Source organism: Vibrio sp. 378 (assembly GCF_033339435.1).
In genome coordinates this window covers 1-567 of sequence record NZ_JAWOUO010000937.1, presented here as the reverse complement: position 1 = coordinate 567, position 567 = coordinate 1, and the positions used below count along the sequence as shown (strand labels likewise).

The window sequence follows — 567 nt, the reverse complement described above, 5'->3', positions numbered from 1 at the left end:
TAGCGATGTCGATGCGATTCTGCATTTTGCTGAGCTCGGGGTGGTGTTGCTGCTGTTCTTAATTGGCTTGGAATTGAACCCGAAAAAATTATGGCAAATGCGAGGGCCGATTTTAGGTCTTGGCGGCGCGCAAGTTGTGGTGACGACGGCGGTTATCGGTAGCATTGTCAGTTTGTTTGGCTTGAGTATGCAGGTGAGTTTGGTCATCGGCATGGGGCTCGCCCTTTCCTCTACGGCTATTGCACTTAAAGTGATTGAAGAGCAAGGCCTCAATGGCACCGAAACGGGCCAGTCTGGTTTTGCTGTGCTGCTTTTTCAAGATATCGCCGTCATACCGATGTTGGCTATGTTACCGCTTTTGGCTGGTGAACAGAATGTAGGTAGTTGGTTCGATGCTTTTACCGTTTTAGGCAGTGTCGTAGCCTTGTTGATTGGTGGTCACTTTTTATTGCGCCCTCTGTTTCGTTTTGTCGTGATGAGTGGGGTTCGCGAGTTATTTACCGTGGCTTCACTCTTGGTGGTGCTAGGCATTTCGGTGGTGATGCAAAACCTGGGCTTGTCCATGGC

General features: G+C 49.7%; 1 protein-coding gene. It reads left to right on the top strand.

The window, feature by feature from the left end; all coding sequences use genetic code 11:
- Window positions 1-567, top strand: a 567-nt coding sequence (locus R7Q48_RS29705; RefSeq protein ID WP_318133967.1) for a cation:proton antiporter, incomplete at both ends; no start/stop codon positions are given.